Below are 20,980 nucleotides of genomic sequence, written 5' to 3' on the forward strand. Positions count from 1 at the left end.
CTAACCTGCTGAGCAGACGGCGGGGCTGGACCAGACATGAGCCGACATCAGCGACAGCGGCGCAGCCGCAGAGCCTCTCACCCGCTCAAGCGGGTGCTCGCTCTTGGCGCGGTCGCGGTGCTCGTCGCCCTTGTCGGCGGTGGGATCGCTGCCGCCGGCTGGGTGATCTCGACCGCCGACTCAGCGCCGAACCTCAGCGCGCTCGCCCCGCGCGTCCAGGGTCAGCTCTCGGAGGTGTTCGCCTCCGACGGCACCCTCCTGGGCTACCTGTCCAGTGATGTCCTGCGCAAGGCGCTCACCGCCAACCAGGAGCCGACGCTGTTGCGCAACGCGACAGTCGCGATCGAGGATCGCCGCTTCTTCCATCACGGAGCGGTCGACTACCAGGGGATCCTCCGCGCCGCCGTCGCGGACGTGTTCGGCAGCGGCGGCGGGGTCCAGGGCGCGTCGACGCTGACGATGCAGCTCGTCAAGAACGTCTATCTCCCGCTCAGCCTCGTTGACGCCCGCTCCTTCAAGTACAAGATCGTCGAGATCAAGCTCGCCGACGAGCTCTATGCCCGTCACTCCAAGCGGTGGATCCTCACCCAGTACCTCAATGACGTCCCGTACGGCACGGTCGGCGGCCAGTCCGCCTACGGGGTCGCCGCCGCCTCGCAGATGTTCTTCGACAAGCCGGTGACCCGCCTCGACCTCGCCCAGATCGCCCTCCTCGCCGGGCTGCCCCAGGCGCCGACGTCCTACAACCCGTTCCTCAACCCGACCTTTGCGCGTGAGCGCCGCAGCGAGGTGCTCGCGGCGATGGTGCGCTCGCACTACATCACGCCCGCTCAGGCGAACGTCGCAAACGTCTCCTCCCTGCAGGTGCACGCCAACAACGCCTACGACACGGTCCGCCAGCCCTACGTGTTTGCCTACATCCGCCAGCAGCTGATCAACCGGCTCGGGGTCAAGACCGTCGACGAGGGCGGTCTGCGGGTGTACACGTCGCTCAACCTTCAGGATCAGCAGTACGCCCAGGCGGCGCTCGCCGCCAACGAGGGCCAGCCCGGCGACCCCGACGCGGTCGTCGTCAGCGTCGACCCGAGCACGGGGGACATCGTCGCGATGGCCCAGAACACGACCTACGGTCTCAAGGCCCCGCACACGATGCTCAACTTCGCGACCCAGGCACTGCGCCAGACCGGGTCGGCGTTCAAGGCGTTCTCGCTGATGGCGCTCATCCACGACTATCAGGGCAACCCGAACACCACCTACTACGTCTCCAAGAAGCTCAATCCCGGCTGGCTGCCCGCGGACCCGACCTGGTCGGTGGCGACGGCGGAGCGCACCTACGCGGGCACGATCGACGTCACGCAGGCGACGACGGTGTCCGACAACACCGTCTATGCCCAGCTCGGGGTTGACCTCGGGCTGCCGAAGGTCCTCTCGATGGCCTACGCGATGGGGATCACCACGCCCCAGAAGCCCTACTACCCGGCGATCATCGGCGGACTCAACCCGGGGGTCACCCCGCTGCAGATGGCCGACGCCTACGCGACGATCGCCAACGGCGGCTCGCACTACCGCGCGACGATCATCACCGGCGTCCGTCTCCCCTCGGGCCGGTTCGAGAACCTTCAGGACACCTCACCGACCCGGGTGTTCTCTCCCGCGGAGGCGTACGCCGGCACCCAGGCGCTCGAGACGGTCCTCACCCCGTCCGGTACCGGCTATGGCGCCTACTACGGCTGTCCCGCGGCCGGCAAGACGGGGACGACGAACAACTACACCGACGCGTGGTTCGTCGGCTACACCCCGCAGCTGTCGACCGCCGTCTGGGTCGGCTACACCGATGAGGGGCAGTACATGGAGGACGTCAACGGGCTCGGCCCCGGCTACGGCGGCACCCTCGCGGCCCCGATCTGGAAGGACTTCATGGAGAAGGCGACGGCGGGCAACTGCAGCGCCTTCCCCGTTCCGGCCCAGCCGTTCGTCGGCAAGCCGTTCAAGGGTGCCCACAGCGTGAGCGCCGCCCCGGTGATCACGACGCCGTTCACGCCGGCGACGGCGAGCGGGACCGGCGCGACGACGGGGACCGGCACGACAACGGGAACCGCCACGGGGACAGGGACGGGGACGGGGACGGGGACGAACGCCCAGGCGACAACCGTCGGGGCGACGACGACCCCGGTCCAGACGGCGCCCGTGACGGCGCCCACCACCCCGGCGCCCGGTGCCGGCACGGGGCCCGGAGGGGGCGGGACACCCCCCGGCCAGACCGCCACGAATCCGACCACCGGGGGCTCGGGGATCGGCTAGGGGCCGCGGCGTCCTAGAATGGCCGCCGATGCCGAAGGAAGAAAAAGTAGAGCTGGAGGGAGAGGTCGTCGAGGCGCTCCCCAACGCGATGTTCCGCGTCAAGCTCGACAACATGGATCGGATCGTGCTTGGGCACGTCGCCGGCAAGATGCGCCGCTTCCGGATCCGCATCCTCCCCGGCGATCGGGTCCGCGTCGAGCTGTCGCCCTACGACCTCGACCGCGCCCGAATCGTCTACCGCCACCGCTGAGCCCCGTTTCGGTGCGTGAGCGCGCACTGATCCGCGAATTGGCGCGTCATCTTGCGCCCGGCGCCGGGGCCGGCTTACCGGCTCGGCCCCGGCCAGACGCGGCTCCGGGGTCCGCCGCCGACCCGGACGGCCCGGGGAGGACCGGGGCGCGACTGCTGCGCGGGATCGGAGATGACGCCGCCGTCGTGCGGGCGCGCGGCTATGCGGTCACCTCCGTCGACATGATGGTCGATGGCGTCCACTTTCGCCGCGGCCAGCTGACGGCGGAGGCGATCGGTCACCGGGCGGTCGCGGGGGCGTTGTCGGACCTCGCCGCGATGGGCGTCCCCGCCGGTGAGGTCTATCTCGCGGTCGGGCTCACCGCGGACCTCCAAGACGCGTGGATCCGGGACCTGTTCGCCGGCGCGGCCGCGCTCGCCCGGGGCTGCGGGGCGGTGATCGCCGGCGGTGATCTCAGCACTTCGGCGATCGTGACGGTCGCCGTCACCGTCGTCGGCTGGGCTGACGATCCCGGCCTGATCGTCAGCCGAAGTGGAGCGCGCCCCGGAGACCGCGTCGGGGTGACCGGAACGCTCGGAGGTTCCGCCGCCGGGCTCGCGCTGCTCGACGGGGCCACCCCGGCCGACCTCGATCCCGCGACCCGGTCGCGGCTGGAGGGCCGCTACGCCCGGCCGCTGCCGCGGCTGGGCGCCGGCGAGGCACTCGCTCGCGCGGGCGTGAGCGCGATGATGGACCTCTCCGACGGGCTCGCTGCCGACGCCCGGCAGCTTGCCGACGCAGGCGGCGTCATCCTCGAGCTCGACCCCGAGACGATTCCCCGTCCCGCCGGTATCGACGCGGTCGCGGCGGCAGCCGGTGTCGATCCGCGCCGGTGGGCCGCCGGGGGCGGCGAGGACTACGAGCTGCTGTTCTGTGCCGGCGCCGACGCGGTCTCTCGCATCGAGGCCGTCCTCGGGCGGGAACCCACGGCCGGCGGGGTTTCCTGGATCGGTCAGGTCCAGCCGGGCCGGGGCAGCCCCGGCCTGCGCTGGGCGGGAGAGGATCCCGGCAGCGTCGGCTTCGAGCACGTGTTCTGAGCCGAGATTGACCCGGGCAGCCTCACCGGGCCGTCATCGAGCGCCTCGGGCGCGAGCAGCTGTGCAAATCCTCTGGCCAGCATCGCGGCGACCACGGCATGCATGTCGCGTTCGTCCTCCTTGATCATCACAGTCATCATCCCCTCCAGCCAGATGGACATCCACGCGGCCCCGTCAGATGTGTCTATCGGCGTCAACGGGGGGGAGCTGAACTCCTCGGCCGATCGACTGGACGGGATCCGGACTGGGGAGACGAGCCGGCCCGGCCGGGGCGATCGCGACGAGCCGGGCGAACACGACGAGCCGCTGGGCGGCGGAGAAGAGCGGGTTGCAGCTGGAGAGGACGAGCTGCTCATGTCCGACCGGCCGGGTGATCCACCATGCGTTCGGCGCGACGACCGCGCTGTGGGTGACCGTGTAGGTGAAGGTTCCGTAGCCCATGTAGAGGACGACCGGGTCTCCCGGGGAGAGCTCGTTGATGTCGCGAAACGGGGCGAGGTAGGTGGTGCGGTGACCGGCGATCGCGACCGTCCCGCCCTCACCCGGAAGCGGGGTCTGCCCGTAGTGCCCGGGGCCGAGCTCGAGGCTGGCGGCGTCCGCCCCCTGGATGAGATCGTCCGCCGCGCCGATGCGGGGAATCACCAGCCGCCCGATGACAGCCCCGTCCGGGGCGGTGCGGGCCTCCCGGGCGGCAAGGAAGGCGATCCGGCTGTCCATCGAGTGGATCGTCGCGAGCGTCGCCATGCTGACCCGGCTGAGGGAGAGCGTGCCGCTGAAGCGCTCGTTCAACCCGGCTCGCCGGATCGTGGCGATGACCGCCGTCACGGGCTCCTGCCAGAGGGCGGTGGCAAGGACGTCGGCGCCGAGGGCGCCGCCGGCGAGGATCAGCGCAAGGGAGAGCAGCCGCCAGCCGCGGTGGGAACGAGCGGTCACCGGCGCAGTGCCGACCGGGTGCCGCCGAGCGAACCGGGGCCCGCGTAGCTGACGGGGCCACGCACACTCACCGATGGTTCCGGCGCGGGGTCGGCGGCGCGAACGGCCCGGAGCAGCAGGACGACGGCGCTCGCGAGGATGCCGAGGGCGACACAGAGAGCGGCGGCAGTGCCCGGGGCGATCGCGCCTCCGACCACCGCGAGGGTGAGATCCCAGGCGAGGCGCCAGGGCGTGAGCCCGAGGTCGACGAGGTAGTAGAGCAGGGCGAGGGCCGGGACCAGCAGCCCACCGGCGACGATCGCCGCCGCCCGAAGAGGCGAGCGGACCGTCGCCGGCACCCCGAGCCAGAGCGACAGGTGGAGGGCCGGGACGAGCAGGAACGCGGCAAACGGATTGACCGCCCACACGAGCAGGCTGAGGCCGCAGAGGACGATCGACAGCCCGACGGCGGCGCCCTCGATCACCGGTGTCGTCGGGGTCCGGCGCCAGCCGATCCCGGAGGCGAGCTGGACGCCGGCGGGCCGCAGCAACGGAAACGCGAGGATCGCTGCAAGCAGGGCGACACCGGTCACCGCGGCTCCGGCGGCCGTGACCGGCGCACCGACCCCGACCGCACCCGGCGGTGCCGTGAGGAGGTGGGTGACCCGAGCGAACTCGAGGACGGCGAGCCCGATCAGGAACGGAAGCATGCCGCTCAGCACCCACACGGCCCAGCTCAGCACCGAGTGGCCGCGGCGACGGACGCGCGCGACCGCGTCGACGAGGGTGAGCGCGACCGGAGCGATCAGGCCGAGGACGAGTATCCGGATCGCCCACAGCGGGATGAGCTTGGAGCTGACGGTGAGATAGGCCGAGGCGGCGGGCACCGCCGGCCCGGCGTCAAGCGCATTGACGATCTCGTCGAGCGCAGCGCCGAGGCTGCTGAGACGGCGCAGGTCTACCCGCTCACCGGCCCGTCCGAGTCGATCTCCGGTGAGAGAGATCCCCACGGCGGGAATCCCCACCGCACGGAACGGGGCCTGGCTGCCGGTGACGAAGGGAAGCGCAAGCTGGACGACCTCTGACCCGAAGCTCGGATCCGTGGCCATCGCCCCGACGACCGGACGGAGGTAGGTCGTGACGGTCGAGCCCAACAACGGGGGAGCGAGCCGCTCCCCTCCCGTCCACGGTGCGAGCACCGGTCCACGGATCCGGGCGGCACTGAGATCCCCGAGGACGAGCGCCGCGTCAACGTTCGCCCCGCCGAGCCGCTCGGCGAGGCGGGTCGCGCCGGCGGCGCCGACCGCTCCGCTCGTGGAAACGAGCAGCACGGAGCGGTTGAGCGTCGACCCCGACAGGGCTCGGGCGAGAGCGACGAGCATCGCGCTCGGAGCGGTCGCGGCGACCGCTGCGGGGCCGGGCCGGCCGAAACCGGCCGGCCCGGGAACGACTCCGTCCCGGTTGGCGATCACGACGACTGTGCCCTGGCCGAGACCGGGGCGCTCCGCCTCGACGGTGGCCACCGCCTGCGTTCCCGCGGCGGTGGCCGCCGTGACCGACCGGTCCGTGACCGAGAACCCTCCCGCGGAGCGGAGCTGGGCAGCGACCGCGGCGGCCATATCCGAGTCCGCGAGTGTGCCCGGGGCGACGACACCGAACCGGTCCGCCAGCGCCGTCGCCTCCCCGGCCACCGAGGTGAAATCCGTTCCCGGGCTGACGGCGGTCGGGAGCCCGGGGGGCCGGTCACGGAGGGAGAAGCCGAAGATGACCACGGCGACGAGGACGATCAGCCAGCCCGCCCGGTAGATGCGCGTCTCCACCATCGCCGACGGAGGCTAGTGGACCGTGAGAGGGTGCCGCCCCCGGCCCGTCGCGGCGGGTCAGACGGCACCGCGAAGGGCCCTCGCTCTACCCTGTCGATGGTGCACGGAGAGCGTCCGGCCCGCATCCTGCTCGTGGATGATGAGCAGTCGATCCAGACCCTGCTCGCCTTCCCGCTCCAGCGCGACGGGTATGAGGTCGTCGCCGCTGCCGACGGGCAGGAGGCGCTCGAGCGGTTCGGGGCCGAGAACTTCGACCTCGTCGTCCTCGACGTGATGCTGCCCCGGGTCGATGGGCTCGAGGTGTGCCGGCGCCTGCGCTCACGCAGCGCGGTGCCGATCATCATGCTGACCGCACGAGCCGAGGAGATCGACAAGGTCGTCGGCCTCGAACTCGGCGCCGACGACTACATCACCAAGCCCTTCAGCCTGCGGGAGTTCTCCAGCCGGGTGCGGGCCGTCCTGCGCCGGGCCGAGATGGTCCGCGCCGCCGACAGCGGCGCGAGTCCCGAGCGACTGTCGATCGGCGAGCTGCGCGTCGATCTGCTCAAGCGGACCGCGCGACTCGCCGGGACCGACGTGCCGCTCACCTTCGTCGAGTTCGAGATCCTCGCGATCCTCGCCCAATCTCCCGGCCGCGTATTCACCCGGGACATGCTCCTGGCAAAGATCTGGGGGGACTCCGCCTACCGCGATCCCCGCACGATCGACGTACACATCCGGCATCTTCGCGAGAAGCTCGAGCGCGACCCGAAGGCGCCCGCCTACCTGTTCACGGTGCGCGGCGTCGGCTACCGCTTCCGGGATGACGCGGAGGCGGGGTGAGCCTCACCGCCGGGCTGTGGCTTGCGCTCGGCCTCGGGCTCGGAGGCGTCTGCGGGGGCTGGCTGACCGCCCGGCGCCTGCTTCCCCGCATCCGCCGGCTCGAAGAGGGGTCCGAACGCATCGCCCAGCTCGATACGGCCCGCAAGCAGTTCATCGCAACCGCCTCTCACGAGCTGCGGACACCGATCTTCTCCCTCGGCGGCTTTGTCGAGCTGCTGGAGGACGATGACCTCGACCCGGCGACGCGACGGCGCTTCCTCGGCCATGTGAGCGAGCAGCTCGAACGCCTGCGCAAGCTGTCCGTCGATCTGCTCGACCTCAGCCGGCTCGAGGCGGGGGCGCTGGAGCTGCGACCCGAGGAGGTCGATCTCGGCGAACTCACCCGCAGCGTCGCGGCCGAGTTCGAACCGGCGCTCGCCGCCCGTGACGCCCGTCTCGAGCTGCATCTCCGCCGTCACATGGAGATCGTCTGCGACCCCGTGCGGGTTGCCCAGATCCTTCGGATCCTCATCGACAACGCCCTCGGCCACACCGCCGCGGGAACGCGGATCCTCGTCTCCACCGGGCGCTCGGAGGGGCGGGTCCACGTCGCCGTTCACGACGACGGGGCCGGCATCCCGACCGAGCAGCTCAACCGCATCTTCGAGCCCTTCTACACCGGCGATGCGGTGCACGGATCCGGGCTCGGGCTCGCGATCGCCAGCGAGCTCGCCGAGCGGATGCATGGCCACCTCACGGTGGCCTCCGAACCGGGCTCGACCACCTTCGAGCTGGTGCTTGAGGACTGAGCCCCCGCCGCCTGCCGTCCCGCCCGCCACTCTCACCCAGACACATGGCCGCGATCGACCCTCACCCCATCACCTCCCCGTCGAAGTAATCGAGGTGGCTGCCGGGGTCCGAGCGCCGCACCATCAGCTCGTCCTCCTTCACGGCGCGATTGAACACTGCGAGCTTGTCACTGTCGGGATAGACGCAGACCACCGGATCCCCGTCCCGCGAGAACATAAGGACCCGCGCAGGGACCTCACCGTGCGTGTTGGACACCTGGTGGGCGCCGGACGGCCCGGCGGGAAAGCACATCACTGCACCCGCAACGAGCGCGACGATGCCGGCGGGGCGACGCACACTCACCTCGCCGGTGAGCACGAGCAACCACTCCTCGACGTATTCGTAGTGGTAGGGGCAGAGATGAGCTCCGGGCATGATCTCGAAGGCCCGCACCACGAGCTCACGCCCCCCGGCGCTCCGGCCGACCTCCAATGCCGCGGCCGCCCACCCCGGCGGGCCATCTGGGTCCAAGGGAAAGGAACTGGAGAAAACGTTCATCTCACTCACGAACGCATGTTCGAACACGTACCGGACGGAATCAAATAAGGTGCCTGAGGTGCCCGCCCCGCTCGTCCTCGTCTCCAACCGTGGCCCGGTCACCTTCGCCGACGACGGCACCTTTCGCCGCGGCACCGGCGGGCTCGTCACCGCGCTGATCGGGCTCGCAACCCACCGCGAGATCGCCTGGATCGCCTCCGCGATGACCGACGGGGACCTTGCGATGGCCGATCGCCACGGCGGGCGGCCGTTCCCCGTCACGACGGCGGAGGGACACCAGTACCTCGTCAAGCTCGTCGCCTCCGATCCCGACGCCTACGACCACTTCTACAACATCATCGCCAACCCGATGCTGTGGTTCATCCAGCACTATCTGTGGGACCTCTCTAACGCGCCGGACATCCGCCGCCACGAGACCGAGGCCTTCGAGTTCGGCTACAACGTCGTCAACGAGGACCTCGCCCGCGCCGCCCTCGCGGAGGTGCAGGACACCGATCACCCGATCGTGATGGTGCACGACTACCACCTCTACACCCTCCCGGGGCTCATCCGCCGCGCCCGCCCCGACGTCTTCCTCCACCACTTCGTCCACATCCCCTGGAGCCAGTCGGACTCCTGGCGCGTGCTCCCCTCCTTCATCCGCGAGGAGATCTACCGCGGCATCCTCTCCAACGACATCATCGGCTTCCACACCTGGTCCTACCGCCGCAACTTCCTCCAATGCTGCGAGGACCTGCTCGGACTCGACGTCGACCACGACGGCGGGGTCGTCCGCGTCGACGACCGGGAGGTGTGGGTGCGCCACTACCCCCTCCCGATCGACCCCGACGCGATCGTCGCCGTCGCCGCCCGCCCCCGGGTCGCCGAGTTCGAGGCCGAACTGCTGCGCCGTCGTCGCGAACATCTCATTCTGCGCGTCGACCGTGCCGACCTCTCCAAGAACATCCTGCGCGGCTTCTCCGCCTTCGACGTCTTCCTCGAGCAGCACCCGGAGTTCCGCGAGAAGATCACCTTCATCGCCCAGCTGATGCCGTCGCGCACCGACGTCCCCGAGTACGCGGAGTACCTCGAGCGGATCGAGGCGGTCGTCGCGATCGTCAACCACCGCCACGGCTCGCCGGACTGGATGCCGATCCAGCTCAAGCTCCGGGACGACCTCGAGGAGGCCGTCGCCGCCTACAAGCATTACGACGTCCTGATGGTCAACGCCATGTTCGACGGGATGAACCTCGTCGCCAAGGAGGGCCCGATGGTCAACGAACGCAACGGCGTCTCGATCCTGTCCGAGAACACGGGAGCCCACGAGGAGCTCGGCGAGCATGCGCTGTCGGTCAACCCCTTCGACATCCAGGAGCTCGCCGACAGCATCCACGCCGCCCTGACGATGCCCCAGGCCGAGCGGGCCAACCGCCTCGCCGGCCTGCAGGCGAACATCCGCTCCCGCCATCCCGGGCAGTGGATCGACGAGCAGCTCGCCGACATCGAGCGCAAGCGCGCCGGGGCCAGCCGGCCCTGATCCGCTCCGCGCCGAGTCACGGGCGCACCGGAGCACCGGAGCACCGTTGCTATATTCGCTCCCCGCCCGGCCTCCCGCCTTCCCGTGCGTGACCGGCCCTCTTCACATGCCTTCAGAACCAACTCTCTACGACCTCGTCCTGCTGCTCTCGGCCAAGAGCGATCAAGCCGCCCGGGCCAAGGTGCTCGCTGATGTCGAGGCTGCGATCACGACGGCCGGCGGCAGCGTCGAACGCAACCAGGAGTGGGGACAGCGGCCCACCGCGTTCCCGATCGACCACCAGTCCGAGGCCGAGTACCACCTCCTCCAGTTCACCGGTCCGACTGCCCTGCTCGAAGACCTCCAGCACAACCTCAGCATCTCTGACGACGTCCTGCGGTTTCGGATCATCAAGGTGCTGCGCGGCACCCCCCCGGCACCCGACGCCGCTCCGCCGGTCATCGTCGGCGCCGCCGGCGTCTCCGACGACAACGAGTAGCCCGCTCGCGCCGGTCGCTCAGAGCGGCGGCGCCCCCGTGTCCTCGGCAGATCGGCGTCTCCCGCGTTGTGGCCCTCGCGTACCGGCTTCTCGTCGTCCCGCCCGCGGTCGCCCGCCCGCGGTCGCCGTCACCCGGTCGCAGGGCCCGCCGGCTTGTCCGAGGACCGGATCGACGCGCCAGATCGTGTCGATCGTGACGGACCTGAAACGACTTTTTCACGATCGTGCGTCAGTTTCCCAGCCGACCCCCTGAGGCCGCCTGATGCGCACTTATAGTCGCTGACAGGCGATCGAAAGGACAGGACAGATGGCAGGCTCCAACATCAATCGGGTGATCCTCACCGGCAACCTCACCCGCGACCCCGAACTGCGCGCGGCCGGCAACACGCCGGTCTGCGGGCTGCGGCTGGCGGTCAACGGGCGGCGCAAGACCGGCGACGGTCAGTGGGTCGACGTGCCCAACTACTTCGACGTCAGCGTGTTCGGCGCTCAGGGCGAGAACTGCGCCCGATACCTCACCAAGGGACGGCCCGTCGCCGTCGACGGACGCCTGCAATGGCGCGAGTGGACCGACAAAGAGGGGAACAAGCGCCAGACAGTGGATATCATCGCTGAGACCGTGCAGTTCCTCGGCGGGCGTGACGACGCCTCCGGCGGCAACGGGAACGGCTTCTCCTCCAGCGTCCGCGCGGTGGAGAGCGACATTCCCGTCGACACCGCTGACTTCGTCTCTGCCTCCGTCGGCTCCGGCTCGGCAGCCGAGGACGACATTCCGTTCTAGGCCGCGAAGACAACTGAGATTGACCCCCAACAGGTGAGGCCAAGTGGCAAAGCAACGTAGAAGGCCGGTTCGCCGGCGCGACAGGAAGGGCGGACTGACCTCCACCCGGCGCAAGCCGTGCCCCTACTGCCGCGACAAGGTCGACCAGGTCGACTACAAGGACGTCTCGGCCCTGCGCCGCTTCATCTCCGACCGCGGCAAGATCCGCTCCCGGCGGATGACCGGCGCCTGCCGGCGCCACCAGAGCCAGGTCGCCCGGGCGGTCAAGCGGGCTCGCGAGCTCGCTCTTCTGCCCTACGTCGCTGAGGGCGGCTCTGACCACCGTGGCGGCCGGGGCGATCGCGACCGCGACCGCGACCGCGACCGCGACCGGTAGCCTCGAGATGCCCCAGGCAATCCTGCTCCAGGACATCAAGGACCTCGGTGAGAAGGGAGCCGTCGTCGAGGTCTCCGACGGCTACATGCGCAACTACCTCGCACCGCGGAAGCTGGCCGAGACCGCGACGAAGGCGGCGATCGCACAGGCGGCCCTACGCCGCGAGGCGGCTGAGCGTGCCGCCCGTGAGGCGATCGAGAAGGCCCGGGAGATCGCCAACACGCTCTCCAAGACGGTGCTGACGATCCCCCAACAGGCCGGCGACGACGGTCGGCTCTTCGGCTCGGTCACGACCCAGGACATTGCGGACGCGATCCGTGAGGCGCGGGGCCTGCGGGTCGACCGTCGCCGCGTGCAGCTCTCTGACCCGATCAAGAGCGTCGGCACCTACCAGGTGACCGTTGAGGTTGCCGAGAACGTCCAGGCGTCTGTCAAGACGATGGTCGTCGCCGCCTAGCGACGGCCGCCGGTCGGGGTGACGTGGTCCGTCCGGGCCACGTCACCGTCCTCCGGCGGTCGAGCGGCTCCGCGGACCCGCTCGCCAACGACCGAGCACCGTCATGACGACGGACCGGCCTCGACGGCGCGCTCGAGCCGGTTGAGGCGGTCGGGCCAGGCGCGGGCCGCCTCACCGATCCACTCTGGCGCCGCGACACGAGCGCGCGGGGCCAGAGCGGTCCGGCGTGGGGCGGGGGTCAGCCCGACCGACCCCTGCAGGCCGGCCCCCTCATCACCAGCGCAGGGGGCCACCGTCAGCCGGGGGGCCAGCCGGACCGTGACGCGGCGCCAGCCCGGCGTGGACCCGCGCGGCGGCGGCGAGCAGCCCGGGCGGTCCGAGCAGCTCGAGCTCGACGTCCAGCAGTGCGGCCCAGACAAGGAAGCGACCGCTCCAGGGGCCGACGGTGGTGACGATGCAGGTGTCCTCTCCGTCGGCCTCGACGGTGACCGCCCCTGCGGGGAGCCGGGGACGGATCTCCGCCACGGGCGCATGGAGGCGGATCCGGCCCGCGGGCGCCTCCTCCCCCTCCCGGTGGCGGCGCAGCTGACGTTGGACAAAGGCGGCCGCATCCCCACCCGGAGGGGTGCGGCGCACGGCCCGGCCGTCGTGGCGGAGCTGGGAGGTGATCCGGTCCAGGCGGAAGGTTCGCCAGTCGTCGCGGTCGAGGTCAAAGGCGAGCAGATACCAGCGGTGACCGCTGAAGACGACGGCGGCCGGGTCGACGAGCCGGACGGTCGCCCGCTCAGACCGGCTGAGATAGCCGAAGCGCACCCGCATCCCGTCCCGGCAGGCGGCCGCGAGCCCGACGAGCACGTCCGGATCGATCCGCGGACCGTCGAGGCTGAAGGCCGAGGTCGACTGGCTGAGCGCGCTGACCCGTCGGCGGAGGCGGTCGGGCATCAGCTGTTCGAGTTTGGCGAGCGCGCGGACCGACGTCTCCTCGATGCCGGCCACCTGGCCGGCCGCGGCAGTCCGCAGTCCGACGGCAACGGCGATCGCCTCCTGATCGTCGAGCAGGAGCGGCGGCAGGTCCGCTCCGGCTCCGAGCCGGTAACCGCCGGCCACTCCCGGGGCGGCCTCCACCGGATAGCCGAGCCGGCGCAGCTTGTCGATGTCGCGCCGGATCGTCCGCGGTCCGACCTCGAGACGGGCGGCGAGCTCGGCGCCGGTCCACTCTCGCCGCAGCTGCAGGAGGGCGAGCAGTGCAAGCAGGCGAGCCGACGTCTCGATCACATCCACACTCTCCCATTCAATGCGGACAGCAACGGTCCTCGATCGGCCGGACACGCGCTGCCGGTCGAGGCTCCCCACCCGCGCGGCGCCACCGCCTCCCCGCCGGCCGAGAGGCAAACCCCGGAGCTTGCGGCAAGCCCCGGCGGGTCCGCCTGGGAGCGAGCTATGTTGACGTGCCTGGCATGAGCGCGACGATCCCGAGCAGTCTCCCGCCCCACAATCTCACCGCCGAGAAGTCGGTGCTCGGGGCGATCCTGCTCGATGACCGCCACATGTTCGCGCTCGTCGATCTCCAGCTCAAACCTGAGCACTTCTACCTCCCCGAGCACCGGGCCGTCTACGGCGCGATGCTGAGCCTGTACAACCGGGACGGCAAGATCGACCATCTCACGGTGTCGGAGCTGCTCGAGCAGAACGGCCAGCTGTCCGAGCTCGGCGGCACCCAGATGGTCGAGGAGCTCGCCGCCTGGGTGCCCGCAAGCGGCCACGCCGCCGAGTACGGCCGGATCGTCCGCGAGCAGGCCCAGATGCGTGCGTTGCTCGAGGCGAGCCACCAGTCGATCGCCGCCGTCCAGAACCGCGAGGCCTCCGCCGCGGAGCTGATCGCCCAGACCGAACGGCGGATCCTCGACATCGTCGGGGACGAGCGTCAGCGGTCGATCCGCCGGGTCGAGGCGATCCTCGACGAGGAGACCGAGCGGCTGCACGAACGGACGACCCAGAAGAGCGCGCTCACCGGCACCCCATCCGGCTTCCGCGACCTCGACGAGCGCACCGGCGGGTTCCAGCCCGGCAATCTGATCATCCTCGCCGCGCGACCGTCGATGGGCAAGTCCGCACTCGTCTGCAACATTGCCGAGAACGCCGCCCTCGCCGGCTACCCGGTCGCGCTGTTCTCACTCGAGATGTCCGAGTCCGAGCTCGCCCAGCGCTTCGTCGCCTCGCAGTCCTCGACCAAGGGGGACGACCTCCGCCGCGGCAAGGTGCCCGACAGCCGCTGGCCGAAGATCCTTGAGGCCTGCCAGCGCCTCGGGGCCACCGACCTGTTCGTCGACGACTCATCCGACACCGGGATGCTCGAGATCCGCTCCAAGTGCCGGCGGCTGCACCAGCAGCTCCAGGACAAGGGCGGCCTCGGGCTGATCGTGATCGACTACCTGCAGCTGATGCGCCACGAAGGACGGATCGAGAGCCGAGTCGAGCAGGTCGGCCAGATCTCCCGCGGACTGAAGTCGCTCGCCCGCGAGCTGAAGGTGCCGGTCATCGCCCTCTCCCAGCTCTCCCGCGGGGTCGAGCAGCGTGCGGGAGACAAGAAGCCGATCCTCTCGGACCTGCGGGAATCCGGTCAGATCGAGCAGGACGCAGACCTCGTCATGTTCATCTACCGGGACGAGTACTACAACCGCGAGACCTCCACCCGGGCAGGAGAGGCCGACATCATCATCGCCAAGCACCGCAACGGATCCGTCGGTGAGCTCACCCTCACCTTCCAGGGGGACTATCCGCGGTTCATGAACTACGCCGGACCCCGGTTCGAGGGCTGATGGCCCGCTGCCCCTTCGACGCCTGTGACGGGTCGGGTCTGATCGTCGATGAGGCCACCCGCACCGTGTATGACTGCCGCTGCCGACCCCAGGTGATCGCCCGGGTCAAGGCCCGCTCGCTGTCGGCGGTGATCCCCGCTCGCTACCGGGACATCGGCTTTGACCGCTACCCGGTGACGGAGATCGACTCGGCGATCGTCACGGCCACCCGCCGCTTCTGTGACCGAATCGAGGACAACCTCACCCAGGGACGCGGGCTCTGGTTCATGGGCCCGGTCGGGACCGGCAAGACGACGCTGGCGATGCTCGTCACCCAGGCGGCGCTGACGGCCGGGCGGTCGGCGGCTCGCTACTCGCTGCCCGGGCTGCTCTCCCAGATCCGCAAGACCTTCGACACCGGCGACCACAACGATCTCCTCGAACGCCTCACCGCCGTCGACCTCCTCCACATCGATGACATCGGCGCCGAGCAGACGACGCCGTGGGTGCTCGAGGAGCTCTACTCGATCGTCAACGCCCGCTATGAGGAACGCAAGTCGATCGTGATCACGACGAACATCCTCGACCGGGAGACCCTCTGTGAGCAGATCACCGAGCGGACCGTGTCGCGACTGACGGAGATGTGTGACGAGCTGCCGCTGATGGGCGAGGATCACCGCCTCGACGTCGGCCTGCCCGACCGGCAGGACGCCGAACCGGTCGCCCGTCCGGGGTTTCTCCGCTGAGCCGACCCCGTCCCGCGCTCACGCGGACGCGCCGCATACACTGAGGGGCATGCCAGGACTGGTCATCATCGGCGCCCAGTGGGGTGACGAGGGTAAGGGCAAGATCACCGACCTCCTCGCCGAGGGGGCGGACGTCGTCGTCCGCTTCCAGGGCGGCAACAACGCCGGCCACACGATCGTTCGCAACGGGGAGACCTGGAAGCTCCACCTGATGCCCTCGGGGATCCTTCACCCGAACAAGCTGTGCGTGATCGGCAACGGCGTGGTGATCGACCCGAAGGTGCTCACCGACGAGCTCGACGAACTGCGCCGGCGCGGCGTCGACACGGGCGCGCTGCGGATCTCCGCCAACGCCCATCTGATCATGCCCTACCACATGCTCCTCGACCACGCCGGGGAGATGCGCCTCGGCAAGCTCGAGATCGGGACGACCCGCCGCGGGATCGGCCCCTGTTACGCGGACAAGGCCGCGCGCCTCGGGATCCGGGTCCAGGACCTCCTCGACGAGAAGATCCTCAAGAAGAAGATCGTCGCCGCCCTCGAGCCCAAGCGGCTCGGGCTGCGGGACTTCGCCAAGGATCCCCAGCTGGACCTGCAGACGATGACCGAGGAGTACCTCACCTACGGCCACCGGATCAAGCAGTACATCACCGACACCTCCAAGCTCGTCTGTGACCACCTCGACCGCGGTGAGATGGTGCTCTTCGAGGGAGCCCAGGGCACCCTGCTCGACATCGACCACGGCACCTATCCCTTCGTCACCTCCTCGAACCCGATCGCCGGCTCGGCCTGCATCGGCGCCGGGGTCGGCCCCAAGGACATCGATGAGATCTGGGGCATCACCAAGGCGTACTCGACCCGTGTCGGGGCCGGCCCGTTCCCGACCGAGCTCGACGGGCCGATGGCCGCCGACCTGCGCGAGCGGGGCCACGAGTACGGGACGACGACCGGACGGGAACGGAGGGTCGGCTGGCTCGACCTGGTCGCCCTCCGCTACGCGGCCCGGATCAACTCGCTGACCGCGCTCGCCCTGACCAAGCTCGACGTCCTCTCCGGGCAGGAGCGTCTCCTCGTCGCCACCGCCTACCGCGGCCCCGAGGACGCCGAGTTCGACCACTTCCCCTACCACCAGACCGTTCTGCACCACGCCTCCGGCATCTACCAGGAGCTGCCCGGCTGGGAGGAGGACATCTCCGCCTGTCGCTCCGAGGACGAACTGCCCCAAGCCGCCCGCGACTACCTGCGCTTCATTGAGGAGTTCGTCAAGGTGCCGATCGCCCTGATCGGCGTCGGCCCCGGGCGGGACGAGGTGATCTGGACCAAGGCGGGCGCCGCCACCCACGCGGGCAGCACCGCCGCCCTCGCGGGCTGACAGGGCTCACCCCGCCTCACGGAACCACCCGACACCGGGTCCGCGCCAGAGCCCTCTGGCGCCGAGTGGCTGGAGGGTCGTCCGTGCGTGAACGCGGAGTCCGCTCAGCGTCGCCAGTGCTCGATCAGCTCGCCGTCAGCAACCTCACCGACGACCCGGCCGGGGATCCCCACCACCCGTGCGCGCGCCGGCACGTCCCGGGTGATCACCGCCCCAGCACCGATGAACGCTTCCGCGCCGACCTCGACCCCGGGCACGAGGACGACGCCGCCACCGACCCGGGCGGCCCGGCGCACGACCGGGGCGACGAGACCGATCCCGCGCGGGTGCCGGCCCATGCTGTCATCGTTGGTCATCAGCACTCCAGGACCGAGGAAGACGTCCTCCTCGAGGACCGCGCCGCTCGTCACGTACACCCCCGTCTGGATCGACACCCGCGCCCCGACCTGGGCGCCGAAGTCGACACATGACCCGCGGCCGATCACTGCGGCGGAACCAACCCGGGCCTGCTCCCGCACCTGGGCCTGGTCGCCGATGATCGCCCCGACGCCGATGTGAGCACCCGCGTAGACGACCGCGCCGGCACAGATCGTCGCCTCCGCCTCGACGATCAGCTCCCCGAGTTGGAGACCCGCCGCTGAGGAGCCCCCGCGCAGCCGCGGGCGCTTGCCGAGGACCGCCGTCGGCTCGACACGTACCGCCGTCCCGAGCGACACGCCCGCGAGGATCACCGCGCCGGGATCGACGATCGCCCCCGCCCCGACCGCCACCCCGGTGTCGAGGACAACACGGGCGCCGATCTCGACGCCGTCGGCAAGGACCACCCCGGCTCCGATCACCGCACCCGGCCCGACTTGGACGCCGGCGCCGAGGACCGCCGTCGGATCGACGACCGCCCCGGCGGCGATCTCAGGCCTGGCCACGCCGGGAGCGGTCGAGGGAGGCCTGCAGCGCCTCGAGCACGCGCACGACCCGCAGGCCGGACCGGCCGTCAGAGCGGGGGACCGTGCCGTTGCGAATCGACTCGATGAAGTGCCGGCACTCGAGGCGCAGCGGCTCAGCGGCCGGCAGCCGCGGGGCGAAGATGTCGCCCGAGCGCGTGATGTATTCGCCGTAGCCCTGGGCGTTCTCGTCAAAGCCCTTGTCATAGAGGGTGAGCTTGCCCTCCAGAGCCATGTCGTCGAAGGTCGCCATCCGCCGCGAGCCGACAACGGTGAAGCGCCGTTCCTTGTGCGGGTCGAGCCAGGAGAGGTGCAGGTGCGCCGAGAGTCCCGACGGGAAGCGCAGGAAGCAGAAGACGACGTCCTCGACCCCGGGCCGGACATAGGATTCGCCGTGGGCGACGACCTCGGCCGGCTCCTCGCCGACGAGGGACAGCACGACCGAGACGTCATGGGCGCCGAGAGACCACAGCGCGTTCTCGTCCGCTCGCAGCTTGCCGAGGTTGAGCCGGTTACCGTAGATGTAGTAGAGGTCACCGAGCTCACCGGCGTCGGCGAGCTCCTTGAGCCGGGTCACCCCCGGGTGATATTCGAGCAGGTGTCCGACCATCACGGTCCGGCCCGACCGCTGCGCGGCCGCGAGTACCCGCTCGGCGTCGGCGACCGACTGGGCGATCGGCTTCTCGACAAAGCAGTGTTTACCCGCCTCCAGGACCGCGATGGCGAGCTCGGCGTGACTGGGTACCGGGGTGGCGAGCGCGATCGCGTCGAGGCTGTCGTCGGCGAGCAGATCCTCGAGGTTCGCGGTGACCGCGACACCGGGGTGGGCGAGGGCGGCGCGGGCGCGCGCCGCCTCGGAGCCGTCACAGAGCCAGACGAGCTCCGCATCGGGAAGGCCGGCGAAGTTGCGAGCGAGGTTCGGGCCCCAGTAGCCCAGTCCGGCGACTCCGATGCGTACGGGCGTGTCGGTCGGCATTCGCGGGCCAGTCTAGAAGGCTGGTGTCGAACTGGGCTTTTGAAGGAGGGAGAGCGGAGCTCTCCCTGATGTTGTCTCTGACGAAGGCCGGCCGCTGCGCGGCCTTTTGCTGCGCGTCGGAGACGGGACGCCGGCTTTAACTGGCCGTAGGCGCCGTCCTGGGCCGGTTGGGCAGTCCTGGGCGTCTGCGGATCGTGTTTCAGGTTGTGCTGAGTATCCATCCGCCGGGTTGGCGGTCAAGTCCGAGCACGCTGAGGCGGGCGAGGTTCACAGCGGCGGCGAGGAGTGAGAAGTCCGCGGCGACCTTGGTGCTGCCACGCACCCGGGCGCGACGACCGCCGTGCTTGCGGCGCATCAGATGCGCGATCTTGCGTTCGACCTTCGGGCGGGTCTGCCTGTAATCAGCCCGCCACGCCGGATCGGTTTGCTGGGCGCGAGCGGCGGCGAGTTGGTGTTCGTGGTGGCCGAGGTGGATGCTGCGTCCTTTCCGGCTGGCAGTGCACTGGGCGGCGAGCGGACAGCCGGCACAGAACTTCCCGAACCGGGCGACTTGCCCGCTCTTGAGCTTCCGCAGGACGACGGTGTGATCGGCCGGGCAGGTGACCGTGCCGGCGTCCAGATCGACCTGGAACACGGTCTTCGGGAACCGGCCGCCAGGCGCTCTGGGCGGCTGGGTCTTGCAGAACGTCTGGACGCCGGCCTGCTCCAGCGTGTCCAGCACCGCGCCGGTCCCATAAGCACTGTCGCCATAGACAGTCAACGGCTCGACCATCTCGGCGGTCTCGGCGGTCTCGGCGGTCTCGGCGGTCTCGGCGGTCTCGGCGGTCTCGGCGGTCTCGGCGGTCTCGGCGGTCTCGGCGGTCTCGGCGGTCTCGGCGGTCTCGGCGGTCTCGGCGGTCTCGGCGGTCTCGGCGGTCTCGGCAGTCTCGGCGGTCTCGGCGGTCTCGGCGGGGAGGTCTTGGGCGAGTAGGTCAGCGACCGCCGAAGCGTCTCCAACGTTCCCGGCGCTCACGTGCGTAGCGACGATTACTTCTGAGTCGGGGTCGATCGCGACATGGCCTTTGTAACCGTCAAACCCGCGCGCGGCGGTCTTGTGCCCATGCCGGGCGTCCGGATCGACCGTTGAGATCACCCGGTCTTTCGCTACCTTGCGGGCGATCCGGAACCGGCCGTCCTGATCGGTCTCGAGGTCCTGGCCAACGACCGTCGCGAGCAACTCACCAGCCTTCTCCAAGACCGGCTCAAGCTCCAGTCCGTCCAACACAGCCAGCAACGCCCGCGCGTCCCGGGCGAGCGCGTCGACGAGTTCCTCGCGTGCCGAGCGATCGTCCCAATCACACACCGGCTTGCCGGCAGACCGGTACTCATCATCACGCGTCAGCACCGCCCGCAACCCGGCCTCCAACGACGGATCGGCGGCTGCGAGCACTCCGCGGATCGCGGAGCGGATCAAAGTGACGGTGTCCATCGTCGCGACCGCATCAAACAGAGCGGTTGAGTCCAACACCCGCCGGCGCCCGACCAACCCCGCCTGCTTCGCCGCAGCGAGCGTGACCTCGAACACCCGATCCGGCTTCTCAGACGCTGCGAGCCTGGCGCGCATATCGACCAGCACCGTGTGCACGAACCCCGGATAGTCGAAATCCAGGCCGCCCGCCGCGTACTTCCACCGCAAGTCATAAGCGAACCGGTCAACCGCTTCACGATCTGAACAGCCCTCCAGTCGCTGGAGGACCATCACGACCGCGACGATCATCGGCGGCACCGACCTGCGCCCAACCTTGGTGAACAGGTCCGCGAACATCTCATCCGGGAACAGCTCAAAGCACTCACGGTGCAACAGCCCGTAGATCGAGTCCGCCGCGATCCGGCTCTCACAGAAGCTGGTGGTCGTCGCGAACAGGTCCGGCTGGCGAGGAGAAACACCAAGACTCATACCCTCAAGTTTGACTTGAGGCTCGGACAGACCCAAGGCCGCCCAACGACCCAGTTCTCAGGCACAGCAGGAGGCCGCGCAGCGGCCGTCTTC

Annotated in this window: 20 protein-coding genes; 13 read left to right on the forward strand and 7 right to left on the reverse strand. The window is 70.1% G+C overall.

The genetic code is table 11. The annotated features are described in order from the left end of the window. The first annotated feature begins 36 nt into the window (after positions 1-36). From M3M55_RS01455 to thiL, 3 genes are read left to right on the forward strand one after another with little or no spacing between them, the layout of a single operon-like run. The gene (locus tag M3M55_RS01455) at positions 37-2,301 is read left to right on the forward strand and encodes a transglycosylase domain-containing protein (RefSeq protein ID WP_249011047.1); all 2,265 of its coding nucleotides are present in this window, start codon (positions 37-39) and stop codon (positions 2,299-2,301) included. 28 nt (positions 2,302-2,329) lie between these two features. Continuing rightward, positions 2,330-2,551: a translation initiation factor IF-1 gene (gene infA / locus M3M55_RS01460; RefSeq protein WP_249011048.1), complete on the forward strand. Its 222-nt coding sequence runs from the start codon at positions 2,330-2,332 to the stop codon at positions 2,549-2,551. An 11-nt stretch (positions 2,552-2,562) separates the two neighbouring features. Continuing rightward, the gene (thiL, locus tag M3M55_RS01465) at positions 2,563-3,627 is read left to right on the forward strand and encodes a thiamine-phosphate kinase (protein ID WP_249011049.1); all 1,065 of its coding nucleotides are present in this window, start codon (positions 2,563-2,565) and stop codon (positions 3,625-3,627) included. Between the two features lie 174 nt (positions 3,628-3,801). On the opposite strand, the gene M3M55_RS01470 is transcribed toward thiL, so the two are convergent. Continuing rightward, positions 3,802-4,560, reverse strand: coding sequence for a sortase (locus M3M55_RS01470; protein WP_249011050.1), 759 nt, complete (start codon positions 4,558-4,560; stop codon positions 3,802-3,804). Further along, positions 4,557-6,362, reverse strand: coding sequence for a hypothetical protein (locus M3M55_RS01475; protein WP_249011051.1), 1,806 nt, complete (start codon positions 6,360-6,362; stop codon positions 4,557-4,559). The genes M3M55_RS01470 and M3M55_RS01475 overlap by 4 nt, the downstream gene beginning before the upstream one ends. A gap of 99 nt (positions 6,363-6,461) precedes the next feature. Here M3M55_RS01475 and M3M55_RS01480 point away from each other — a divergent pair, with 99 nt between their 5' ends. Further along, the gene (locus M3M55_RS01480) at positions 6,462-7,184 is read left to right on the forward strand and encodes a response regulator transcription factor (RefSeq protein WP_249011052.1); all 723 of its coding nucleotides are present in this window, start codon (positions 6,462-6,464) and stop codon (positions 7,182-7,184) included. Further along, complete coding sequence (locus M3M55_RS01485; RefSeq protein ID WP_249011053.1) at positions 7,181-7,972, forward strand: cell wall metabolism sensor histidine kinase WalK; 792 nt, start codon at positions 7,181-7,183, stop codon at positions 7,970-7,972. Before M3M55_RS01480 ends, M3M55_RS01485 begins: the two co-directional genes overlap by 4 nt. Before the next feature lie 61 nt (positions 7,973-8,033). Here M3M55_RS01485 and M3M55_RS01490 read toward each other — a convergent pair whose 3' ends face one another. After that, the gene (locus M3M55_RS01490; RefSeq protein WP_249012435.1) at positions 8,034-8,510 is read right to left on the reverse strand and encodes a cupin domain-containing protein; all 477 of its coding nucleotides are present in this window, start codon (positions 8,508-8,510) and stop codon (positions 8,034-8,036) included. A gap of 58 nt (positions 8,511-8,568) precedes the next feature. On the opposite strand from M3M55_RS01490, the gene M3M55_RS01495 reads away from it, so the two are divergent. The 5 genes from M3M55_RS01495 to rplI all read left to right on the forward strand — a co-directional run bounded on the left by M3M55_RS01495 (position 8,569) and on the right by rplI (position 12,118). After that, complete coding sequence (locus tag M3M55_RS01495) at positions 8,569-10,026, forward strand: trehalose-6-phosphate synthase (RefSeq protein WP_249011054.1); 1,458 nt, start codon at positions 8,569-8,571, stop codon at positions 10,024-10,026. Positions 10,027-10,132: 106 nt separating this feature from the next. Then, positions 10,133-10,504 carry a 30S ribosomal protein S6 gene (rpsF, locus tag M3M55_RS01500; protein ID WP_249011055.1) on the forward strand — a complete coding sequence of 124 codons (372 nt, stop codon included), beginning with the start codon at positions 10,133-10,135 and terminating at the stop codon, positions 10,502-10,504. Positions 10,505-10,811: 307 nt separating this feature from the next. Then, a complete protein-coding gene (locus M3M55_RS01505; protein ID WP_249011056.1) occupies positions 10,812-11,285 on the forward strand; it encodes a single-stranded DNA-binding protein in 474 nt (157 codons plus the stop codon). 94 nt (positions 11,286-11,379) lie between these two features. Continuing rightward, entirely contained in the window at positions 11,380-11,661 is a 282-nt protein-coding gene (gene rpsR / locus M3M55_RS01510) for a 30S ribosomal protein S18 (RefSeq protein ID WP_256469064.1), read from the forward strand. Between the two features lie 7 nt (positions 11,662-11,668). Continuing rightward, the gene (gene rplI, locus M3M55_RS01515; protein WP_249011057.1) at positions 11,669-12,118 is read left to right on the forward strand and encodes a 50S ribosomal protein L9; all 450 of its coding nucleotides are present in this window, start codon (positions 11,669-11,671) and stop codon (positions 12,116-12,118) included. A 273-nt stretch (positions 12,119-12,391) separates the two neighbouring features. On the opposite strand, the gene M3M55_RS01520 is transcribed toward rplI, so the two are convergent. Beyond that, complete coding sequence (locus tag M3M55_RS01520; protein ID WP_249011058.1) at positions 12,392-13,393, reverse strand: YafY family protein; 1,002 nt, start codon at positions 13,391-13,393, stop codon at positions 12,392-12,394. Positions 13,394-13,575: 182 nt separating this feature from the next. On the opposite strand from M3M55_RS01520, the gene dnaB reads away from it, so the two are divergent. Genes dnaB through M3M55_RS01535 form a run of 3 tightly spaced genes read left to right on the forward strand, consistent with a single transcriptional unit; the run spans position 13,576 to position 17,034 of the window. Then, entirely contained in the window at positions 13,576-14,937 is a 1,362-nt protein-coding gene (dnaB, locus tag M3M55_RS01525; protein WP_249011059.1) for a replicative DNA helicase, read from the forward strand. Then, on the forward strand, positions 14,937-15,662 hold the full coding sequence (locus M3M55_RS01530; protein ID WP_249011060.1) for an ATP-binding protein: 726 nt from the start codon (positions 14,937-14,939) through the stop codon (positions 15,660-15,662). The genes dnaB and M3M55_RS01530 overlap by 1 nt, the downstream gene beginning before the upstream one ends. A 49-nt stretch (positions 15,663-15,711) precedes the next feature. Further along, on the forward strand, positions 15,712-17,034 hold the full coding sequence (locus M3M55_RS01535) for an adenylosuccinate synthase (RefSeq protein WP_249011061.1): 1,323 nt from the start codon (positions 15,712-15,714) through the stop codon (positions 17,032-17,034). Positions 17,035-17,138: 104 nt separating this feature from the next. Here the strand turns inward: M3M55_RS01535 and M3M55_RS01540 are convergent, their stop codons facing one another. From M3M55_RS01540 to M3M55_RS01550, 3 genes are all read right to left on the reverse strand, one after another. Next, positions 17,139-17,957, reverse strand: coding sequence for a DapH/DapD/GlmU-related protein (locus M3M55_RS01540; RefSeq protein WP_249011062.1), 819 nt, complete (start codon positions 17,955-17,957; stop codon positions 17,139-17,141). Then, on the reverse strand, positions 17,944-18,951 hold the full coding sequence (locus M3M55_RS01545) for a Gfo/Idh/MocA family protein (protein ID WP_249011063.1): 1,008 nt from the start codon (positions 18,949-18,951) through the stop codon (positions 17,944-17,946). Before M3M55_RS01545 ends, M3M55_RS01540 begins: the two co-directional genes overlap by 14 nt. Positions 18,952-19,150: 199 nt before the next feature. Then, positions 19,151-20,887, reverse strand: a complete 1,737-nt coding sequence (locus tag M3M55_RS01550; RefSeq protein ID WP_249011064.1) for a transposase — start codon at positions 20,885-20,887, stop codon at positions 19,151-19,153. Positions 20,888-20,980 lie beyond the last annotated feature (93 nt).

Source organism: Conexibacter sp. DBS9H8 (assembly GCF_023330685.1).
Taxonomy (GTDB): Bacteria; Actinomycetota; Thermoleophilia; order Solirubrobacterales; family Solirubrobacteraceae; genus Palsa-465.